Source organism: Embleya sp. NPDC025285 (genome assembly GCF_055558835.1).
Window position 1 is genome coordinate 73190 of the sequence record NZ_JBVHLU010000041.1, and the last position, 9778, is coordinate 82967.

A 9778-nucleotide genomic window follows, 5' to 3' on the forward strand; every position below is an offset into this window, starting at 1 on the left:
AAGCGCGCGGCGCCCCCGCCCGCCGGGACGCACTCCGCCGCCGCCTCGACCGCGCGTTCGGCGGGCAACTCCCGGACGGAGGCGAAGACGGCGTCGGCGAACACGACGAGGACGAGCGCGGCGGCCACACGACCAGAACGCGGATCGGCCGCAGGTGGGAACCGCGACTGGCCCCTCCGCGACAACCACATGCCGTGTCGTCCTGATCGTGTGAAGCCGGCGGGGAGTGGCAAATCCGCGTGGCGCAGCATGTGTTCACCGGCGTCCAACGCGTCGGCCTCGGACGACGCGAATGGCTGTTCATGTGCCACGATCGTGCCGGTGGTACGACATTTGAGACCCAGGGGGTCCGACGCCCACAGGGCGGCGAGATCACGGTCGCTGATCAGACCGACGGCGTGGGTTCCGTCGATGGCGGCGAGGTGGTGAAGGTTGGCCGGGAACATGACATCCATGGCGCTCCCCAAGGTGTCCTCGGCGGTCCCCGCCACGATCGGCGCGTGCATCGCCTCGCGAACCAGAGGGCATGCGGTGGACATCGCCGAGCCTGAAACCGAGGACATGGGCACACGCGCCCGCTCGGTGACCGGTTCGGCCAGCGCCGAACCAAATGCAATGAGGATGTCGCGCCATTCCACCGCGGGACCGCACTGCCGAACCTTCACTGCGTGCTCCCTGGTCCGGCCGAAGGGGCGGACTCGGCGGTGAGATGGGGCTCGATGTCCACGACGCCCTCCACGGCGCGTACAAGGCGCACGGCAACCGGGATGAGTGAGGCATCCCCGATGTGTCCGCGGAGAGTTACGACTCCCTCGTGCACGTGAACGCGGATGGTGTGGCTGAAGGCCGGGAAGAGGTAGGAGACCACGGTGCGTCGGACCTCCTCCTCGATGTCCTCGTCCGACCTCAGGAAAACCTTCAGCAGATCGGCACGGCTGATGATGCCCCGGAGCACGCCCCCGTCGTCCACCACGGGCAGACGTCTGACGCGCCTCATGGCCATGATCCTGGCCGCCTGGGCCAAGGTGACGCCGGCGCGGACTGTGATCGCGGGAGTGCTCATGAGTTCCTCCGCTGTCACCGCCCCTGCCTTGGCCGGGTCGGACAGGCGCCAGCCTTCCTCGTAGTGGTTCGGGTCGCCGTCACGGAACTCCTCCTTGGGGAGCAGGTCGGCCTCGGAGACGACGCCGACGACACGCCCGTCGTCTTCCAGTACCGGCAAGGCACTGACTTTCCACTGCTTCAGGGTCCGGGCGATCTCCTTGAACGGCGCGTCGCGACGGACAGCCACCACTCTCTGAGTCATTACATCGCTGACGATATGCGGGGTATCCGGCATATCAACCACCTCATCTCGCTTCGTCTGTCCACCTCGTCCACGCCGCAGGGGCGCAAACAGGTCCGGATGCGGGCGTCTCGTCACGGGGCCGAGGCGGAGGCCATGTGCCGGGGCTGATGCATCCGGCGCTCTTCCTTCCGGCCGCATGCCTCCACCATCGCCGCAATGCGGCGTGATGCAACCCGGGCCCCGTCAGTGTTGACCTGCAGGATCCCGAGTCCATCGAAAAGGGGGTCGATCTTGTATGGAGCATGTCTCCGCATCCTCGAATACGTCGGCCTCAACGCCCACGAACTCCACCGCCCCGCGCACCGTGAGGTGTTCGCCACCCTCGCCACCCTGCGCGCCAACGGCCACAGCACCGACATCGAGGACATCGCTTGAGACCTCGACGACAAAGGCCTGCTCCGCCGGTGCGGCGGACGCCCCTACCTGTGCTACCTGTGCACCGTGATCGCCGCGGCCTCCCCGCCCGGCCACGCCGAACACCACGCGTACCTCGTCCGCGAGAACGCCGGCGTGGGCGCTCCTCAGCCGAGGGCGTCGCGTCGCCGCCCACAACGTCGGACGCCGAGTGGCCGGTTCACTACGGGCGGGGCGTGGAAGCGTTCCGGTCGAAGGGCCCTGACGACGTGTTCCCGGACGACATGGCATGGGCGAGGTGCAGGCGCGTTCACAGGCTCGGGTGTCCCGCTCGACGTACCGGACGCGGCCGAACCCCCGTGCGGGCCGCATCCGATACGTCGATTCGGCCCGCCGACGGGGGGTGTGACAGCGGGCCGATTCGGGCCGTCGGACCCGGACGGGAGGGCAAGTCTCCGACGACAGTGCCGTGACGCTACCGATCCCCACCGACAACACCGCGCGGGCCGCCGGCCTCGCGATGCCGGGATCGACACGGTGTCTTCGTGAAGCCCAACCAGGGAAGCCCCGCCGTCATGCAGCAGGCGTGAGCAATCCCACCGGTGATATCCGAGAATGATCTCGTCCAGGCTCCATCACCCCGACGGCAAGGTCGAGACCACCGGATCGCCGCGGTCGACAGCCCTGCGCATCAACTCGGGCGAGTCGTTCGGCGTCGAACGCCCGCTCGCGAACCGTGGCGACAGCGCGAGGTGGTGTCTTGCACAGACCCGAGGACCGAGGTATTCGGCGGTGCCCGCTCGGCGTCGTGTCGACGCGAGCGGGCGGCGGTCCCAGCGGTGACGAAGGCGCGCAGCGCCGCCGGGCCGCGCGTGCTGTGGCGTGGCCCGGCGGTCGCGGGTGTCGATGGGCAGCGAGGGCCCGGGGAGGATGGGGATCGTTTTGCATCGGTGGGTCTCCGGGAGATCGTCATGGACGTGGGTGAGGTGTTCGGTGCTTCCGTCCTTGGGCTCGGTGTGCGGGCGGGCAACCTCGCGGCGAGGGCGCTGTACATTTCCGCCGGTTTCGTGCCCACCGGCCAGACCTTCGGCGACGAGGCGATCTTGGAGCTTCGCTCGTCCGCCGAGGCCGGAATCTGACGATTTCGCATTGTCCGGGCACGGACCGTGCCCGATACCGACTTGGCCGCCGCGACGTTCGTGCCCGCGACGTTCGCGGAGACCGTCGCTCGCCGCCGCGAGTTGTCCGCAGGGCGTCCGGGCGTTGTCCGCCAGGCGTCCGGGCCGCCGTACGGTGTCCGACCCTGGTGCTTGTCGGGCGCCTTGCAGTCGGTTACGCCACGGGTGCGGTGCTGCGGACACCGGAGTGTGGGGTGTACCACCCGCCGACGATCGGGCCCGCCCGTCGATCCCGTGGAACGCATCGCGACCGACCTCGCCCACACTGTCAGGGATCTCCCCATGATGCCTGGGGGTATGGCCGTTCGCGCGGACGGGTACCCGCGTCGCGACCCGGCGACCGAGAACCGGGCGATCGGTCCCAGGAGGCCACCCGCATGGACTCGCAGAACCAGGATGTCACCCACCGACGCTCCGACGCCCCGCACGACGCCAAGGACGCCCAACTGGAGCAGTACCGCGTCCATCCCACGGCCAAGCACCTGACCACGAACCAGGGCGTCCGGGTGGACGATGACGACAACTCGCTCCGAGCCGGGGTCCGCGGTCCCACGCTCCTCGAAGACTTCCACTTCCGTGAGAAGATCACGCACTTCGACCACGAGCGCATCCCCGAGCGCGTCGTGCACGCCCGCGGGGCGGGCGCGTACGGTTTCTTCGAGGCGTACGAGTCGATGGCGGACGTCACCCGTGCCGCCTTCCTGGCCGAACCTGGCCTGCGTACACCGGTGTTCACTCGGTTCTCCACCGTCGCCGGCTCGCGCGGATCCGCCGACACCGTACGCGACGTACGCGGATTCGCGGTGAAGTTCTACACGGAAGAGGGCAACTTCGACCTCGTCGGCAACAACATGCCGGTGTTCTTCATCCAGGACGGAGTGAAGTTCCCCGACTTCGTGCACGCCGTCAAACCCGAGCCGCACAACGAGATTCCGCAAGCCCAGTCGGCGCACGACAGCCTGTGGGACTTCGTCCGCAACCAGCCCGAGACCACACACATGATGATGTGGCTCATGTCCGACCGCGCCATTCCGCGCAGCTACCGGATGATGCAGGGATTCGGCGTCCACACCTTCCGATTCGTCGACGCCGACGGCCGTGGCACGTTCGTGAAGTTCCATTGGAAGCCCAGACTCGGTGTGCACTCCCTCGTCTGGGACGAGACGCAGAAGATCGGCGGCCTGGACCCGGACTTCAACCGCCGGGACCTGTGGGAGACCATCGCGGGCGGCGACGCCCCCGAATGGGAACTCGGCGTACAACTCGTCCCGGAGGCGGAGGAGCACGCCTTCGACTTCGACCTGCTCGACTCCACGAAACTCATCCCCGAGGAACTGGTGCCGGTGCGTCCGATCGGGCGCTTGGTCCTGGACCGCAACCCGGACAACTTCTTCGCCGAGACCGAACAGGTGGCCTTCCACACCGCCCACGTCGTGCCCGGCATCGACTTCACCAACGACCCACTGCTCCAGGCCCGATTGTTCTCCTACCTCGACACCCAGCTCATCAGGCTCGGCGGCCCCAACTTCGCGCAGATCCCGATCAACCGCCCGGTCGCCGACGTGCACAACAACCAGCGCGACGGCCACCACCAGATGCGCCTCGACCGTGGCCGCAGCAGCTACAGCGAGAACAGGCTCGGCCGGGGCTGCCCGATCGTCGCCGGCCCGGACCACGGCGGCTACGAGCACCATCAGGAACGGGTCGAGGGCGCCAGGATCAAACAACGCAGCCCCAGCTTCGACGACCACTTCGGGCAGGCGGCGCTGTTCTGGCACAGCATGAGCGACTGGGAACGCGACCACATCGTCGGCGCCTTCCGCTTCGAACTCGGCAAGTGCGACGCCCACGACATCCGGGAGGACGTCGTCGCGCTGCTCGCCAACGTGGACACCGAACTCGCACGCAGTGTCGGAGCCGGCCTGGGCATCACCCCACCGACCCGCACACCGGCACCCGTTCCCGAGCCGTCCCCGGCACTGAGCATCGCCAACAACCCGGGCGAAGGAGGCATCCACACACGCAAGATCGCAATCCTCGCCGCCGACGGCGTCGACCGCGCCCACGTACGCACCGTCGCGACCCACCTGACCGAACACGGCGCGACCTGCGAGGTCGTGGGCCCGCGCCAGGGTCCCCTGCGCGCATCCGACAACGAGGAGATCGAGGCGCGGCGCTCACTGCTGACCGTGGGATCACCGCTGTACGACGCGGTGTACGTTCCCGGCGGCGCCGAGTCGGTCCAGGCACTGCGGACCGACGCCGACGCCCGGGAATTCCTCGTCCAGGCGTATCGCCACGGCAAGGCGATCGGCGCCACCGGCGAGGCAGACGCATTCCTGAAGCACTGTGTCGTGCCCGCCGACGCGCCCGGGGTCGTCATCGTTACGAACGTCTCCACCATCTTCGTCGACGCGTTCACGACAGCCATCGCCGCCCACCGCCACCACGACCGCGCCTGACCAACAGCGGCGATCGCCGACCTTCGCTGCTCGTCGCGGCGACCCTGCCCGCATTCCTGGTGGCCGATGCGGAAAGTGGGACCTCACTCCGGAGGTGAGCAACCCCGACCCCTCGACCCCGCCGACACCCACGGCGGTCACCGCCTACGGGACGAGGTCACAGCCGGTCGGGGTCGGGGCGCAGGCGGCCGCGAGCACCGTGCCAACGCCCGTCTCCCGCGTCCGGGCCGGAAACCCCGGCGCCGGGGGAGCGTGACAATCGTCCGGATCGACGCCGTAGGCACTCGATGGAGCGGTTCGAAGGGGCGGAGACCGGAAACGGAGCGTGGGTCACCGCGCCTGCCCCGAACCCAATCGCCGGTTTCAGGGGGCGTGAATGTTCGCTTCGGCAGCGCCGGGGCATCGCAGGCGTCGTTGGGGTGATGGGCGATCTCCGGGGGTGAGGCGGTCGGCTTCGTCGAGCAGGTGGCGGCGCAGCCGGGTGTGGGCGAGTTCGTTTCCCGCGGAGGCGGTGCGGCCCATCGGCGCAGCACCCTGCGCCTGAACGGCTGTGACCGCGCCGCCGCCAGGGACATGCGGGTCATCCCGACACCGGCGGGGAGGCCACGGGACCCGTTGAAGGCGCCCGCCCTCGCCCCCGTGTGTTCTCGGCCAGGACGATCCGGTCCAAGCCCAACCGCTTCATCCCAACTCGCGCGACCGTGTCCCCAGGATGTGCGTGCTTTTCCCGACTCGCGCCGTCTCTCCCCGCGGGGCCGTCGCACTTGCCGACTCCTACTTCCGCACGTCAGGGAACGCGGTTGCCGGCGGGTGGGATCACGACTGCCTGTCGATGTGTTCGGTGTAGAACTCGTTGAACGCCGCGAAGGCCCGTGCACCGTAGATGGTGGCGGGCCCGCCGTTCATCAGGAAGGTGACGCCGAGGGTCTCGGCCGCTTCCTGCACGGTGGCGCCCTGAAGCACGGCCGCGTGCGCGTGCGCGGCGATGCAGCCATCGCACTCCTTGCTCACCGCGATGGCGAACGCGATGAGCTCCTTGACCTTCCCGTCGAGGGCACCGGAGCGAAGTGCCGCGTCGTGGAGCTCCTTGTAGCCCTGGTAGACGTCGGGAATCGCATGTCGCAGCTCACGGGTGAGGGGGCGTAGTTCGTCTCGAACTGCTTTTCCGTGGCTTGTACTCATCGGAGGTCTCCTGTCTGCCGCACCGGCTGCCATTTGTCAGTTGCACACGGCCCCGCCGGTGGGGTCGGTGCGTGCCGGGGTTTCTTCCGCGCCGGCCGGTCGGGCCGCCGGGCCGATCCCTCACAGCGGTCGGGTTGTGTCTTCGACGCGGTGCGGCATGGTTGCCCGAGCCTGGGCGATGGTCATGGTCGGAATCCCGCGTCTGCCGGCGATGCGCCGACCTCTGCGGCGGGCGCAAATTTCGTGTCGCATATCATCGCCCGGAGCGACGTCGGACATCCGCAATTCGCCGGAGGGATTGCCCGCCCGCCGACCCGATTCCGACTCTTCCACCGTCCCTCGCGGGCACGAACGTCGCCACCGGATCGGTGCCCTGCCGTTCACGAACAGGGCCGTTCACGGGTGGACGCCGTGGTCTCCCGATGAACGAGCGAGTCCGGTTTCCGAGGGTCGCACCGCACAACGCGGCGTGGTCCGGCTGCGGGCCCGTAGCCGGACCACGCGTGTGTGGGGCGTCCTCCGACGTCGTATGCCCATCCGGTTGGAGCTGGGCATCATGGCCGCCGCCAAGCAATGGACCGTGGTCATCCACCTCGGCGAGAAATGCCGTGGCCGACTTCGCGAGCGTGCGACTGTGCGTACGACGTAGAAGCGCGGTTGCGCACGGAGAGCACCACTGTCATTCGGGCTCGGAGGCATCTTCGTGGTCTGGTGTCACGATCACGGGACAACGCGCGTGGTGCAGGACGCCTTGGCTGGTCGAACCGAGCAGCATGCCGCGGAAGCGGCCGAGGCCGCGGGTCCCGACGACCAGGCAAAGCGCGTGCGCGGAGGCTTCGGTCAGGGCGGGCACCGGGTGGCCGAAGAGCACCTCGTGCTTCGTCGGCACGTCGGGGAATCGCTCCTGCCATCCCGCGAGTGCCTCGGCCAGGCGGATCCGGCCCTCCTTCGTCTGTTGGGCCCGCACGTCGGAGGCGATGGCAGGCAGTCGATCGAAGCGGCGCACGTGGACGGCCAACAGTGTCGCACCACGCAGTGAGGCCTCTTCGTAGGCGAATGCCACCGCCGGCACCGAGGCCCGGGATCCGTCGACACCCACCACGACCGTGGCGGGTGTCGCGGAGGTGTGCTCCGGTTCTCGTACGACGACCACGGGACAACGAGCGTGGGCGACGATCGGCACCGCGATGGTACGAGTGGTCATCACCTCCCGCGCCGACGACAGGTGCCGTGAGCCGACGACGATGATCGCGGCGTCCGGCCGACTGCGGCTCAGTGCCGCGGTCGGCGACCCGTTCACGAGGATCCGATCGAGGGGGACGCGAGGGTGGCGTGCCGCCGCCAGGGCCTCGGCCTCGTCGAGCATCCGCCGGCCGGCCGATCGCAGGACTTCGTCCGACGTATGCCGCGCCTTGAGCGCGAAGGGCCCGGTCGCGGCTTCCGCCTGCCCGTTCCACGCGTGCACCAGACACAGCGATAGTCCTCGTCGGTCGGCCTCGTCCACGGCCCACACCACCGCGAGTTGCGCGGCGGGGGTTCCGTCGACACCCACCACGACGGGTGGCAGCCCTTCGTTGCCGGCCATGATGATCCTCCATCCGTGCGAGTGAGCGATGCTCCGCCGCCGACCCCCTTCGAAGCGACAATGCTCGCGTTACTCCTACAGGCAACCCGTCCGACCGTCGCTCGGGTGCGACGACACGTCGACGGGACCGGTTCTCACACGAACGACGCGCGCGGCCGTCCGGATGCCGATGCCGATACTGTTGTTGGGGCGCGGTCTGCAGGTCGGCCGGGCCGCGTTACTGGCCCAAACGGACTGTTGTTCGGGAGTCGCCCTGGCGGGTCGCTGCGATGGTTGTCGATGCGGCGGCGCGCGAGGCGCCCGACCTCGTAGAGCCACCGCCCTCTCGAAGCGCGGGCCCACACGGGCGGCCCGCGCTTCGTCTTGTCGCCGCTGTTGGAAGGGACAGGATGCCGTTCTCACGTGCTCCCGCGATCCGGCCGGGAGCCGACGGGCCCGTCGGCGTCAGGGTTCGAGGTCGACGACCGCCTTGCCGTCGAGTGTGTCCAGCGGCACGGAGACCTGGTCGTCCGTGATCAGCCGATCGCCGTCGATCTTCCCGCCGTCTCGTCGGGCAGCGTGTCGCCGAGGCGACCGAAGGCGTGCGTGAACACCACGTCCTCGCCCACGGTGGGCACCCAGATGGCGCACTTCGCAGGTAGTCGATGGCGTCCTTGAGGACGTCGGGGATGAAGGCGCTTTGGCGCCTTGCCCCTCCGAAACGCCGTGGCGATTCGATGACCAGGACGACGCGAGTCGTGTATCGAGCGACTGTTACGCACGGTTTCGCGAGAGCCGGAGGGTGAGACTCCCTGCGGCTACCCGGCACAAGGTTCCCCCGGCCGCAGACGTCCGATTGCTCCCGAGCATGATTCGCCGAGCCCATCAACCACTGCCGTCCGGTGTCTACTCCGACGGGTATCGGACCCTGGTGAGAATGGGCACGTTCGAGATTCCGATCAAGAGCAGGACCAGGCCCGAATTCACCCAGCGCCCACGAATGCGATAGATGAGAAATTATATGAATGGGAAGAGCGTTCCTATTCTTTGCAACCCCAGTTGGTCCGAAACTCCACCCGGATCCACCGTATTCGGATCGAACTTGTAAACCATGTCGAATACGAAAAGCGCGCCGATGTGTATCAGCAAAGCAATCGTAAAGGAGGTCCTGTAGCCGCAGTCGCGGTGGCGCCGCCGTTGACGCCCGGATGGGTGGTGGGCAGCGGGAACCGGCGCAGGGTGCGGCGGCCGTCCAGTCGTGGCAGATCGTTCCGCCGGCCAGGCCGCCCCGGTCGGGAGATAACTGCGGGTCCCGGTGGGGGTGGTGACGGTCTCGGGGCTGAAGGTCAGGGTGCTGCCGCTGAACGAGGACAGTGCCGCGCGCGGTGTGCGCGGAGCCGTCGAGCCCGTAACGGGTCGTCAGCACGTTGGGTCCGCCGGAGGCGCTGGTGCACACGCCGTCGGCGTGCCCGGCGGTGCCGTAGGAGACGAAGGCGTCGTAGGTGTAGTAGGCGCTGGTTGGCCGGCGGTGTGCGGGGTGCAGCCCGCACCTACGACGCCACCTCCCGCTGCGTGTTCGGCCTTGGCGACGCGGGCTACTGAGCTTTGCGGATTCGGTTGTTGTTGGTTCGTCATGTCAGGTCGGTTGCTGCGAGGAAGCCGTTGAGGAGCGCGGGATGGTTTTGGATGT

6 protein-coding genes are annotated in these 9778 nt (G+C 68.5%); 3 read left to right on the forward strand and 3 right to left on the reverse strand.

All coding sequences use genetic code 11. The features are described from left to right. Positions 1 to 661 precede the first annotated feature (661 nt). A complete protein-coding gene (locus ACZ4FV_RS26475) occupies positions 662 to 1339 on the reverse strand; it encodes a CBS domain-containing protein (protein ID WP_465323405.1) in 678 nt (225 codons plus the stop codon). A gap of 240 nt (positions 1340 to 1579) precedes the next feature. Between ACZ4FV_RS26475 and ACZ4FV_RS26480 the strand changes: the two genes are divergently transcribed. From ACZ4FV_RS26480 to ACZ4FV_RS26490, 3 genes are all read left to right on the forward strand, one after another. Then, a complete protein-coding gene (locus tag ACZ4FV_RS26480; protein ID WP_395873560.1) occupies positions 1580 to 1723 on the forward strand; it encodes a hypothetical protein in 144 nt (47 codons plus the stop codon). Positions 1724 to 2541: 818 nt separating this feature from the next. After that, positions 2542 to 2841, forward strand: coding sequence for a hypothetical protein (locus ACZ4FV_RS26485; RefSeq protein WP_395873559.1), 300 nt, complete (start codon positions 2542 to 2544; stop codon positions 2839 to 2841). A gap of 416 nt (positions 2842 to 3257) precedes the next feature. Beyond that, the gene (locus ACZ4FV_RS26490) at positions 3258 to 5342 is read left to right on the forward strand and encodes a catalase (RefSeq protein WP_465323406.1); all 2085 of its coding nucleotides are present in this window, start codon (positions 3258 to 3260) and stop codon (positions 5340 to 5342) included. Positions 5343 to 6158: 816 nt separating this feature from the next. On the opposite strand, the gene ACZ4FV_RS26495 is transcribed toward ACZ4FV_RS26490, so the two are convergent. Together ACZ4FV_RS26495 and ACZ4FV_RS26500 are read right to left on the reverse strand one after the other, a co-directional pair. Further along, on the reverse strand, positions 6159 to 6524 hold the full coding sequence (locus ACZ4FV_RS26495) for a carboxymuconolactone decarboxylase family protein (RefSeq protein ID WP_465323407.1): 366 nt from the start codon (positions 6522 to 6524) through the stop codon (positions 6159 to 6161). 679 nt (positions 6525 to 7203) lie between these two features. Beyond that, positions 7204 to 8109, reverse strand: a complete 906-nt coding sequence (locus ACZ4FV_RS26500; protein WP_465323408.1) for a universal stress protein — start codon at positions 8107 to 8109, stop codon at positions 7204 to 7206. Positions 8110 to 9778 lie beyond the last annotated feature (1669 nt).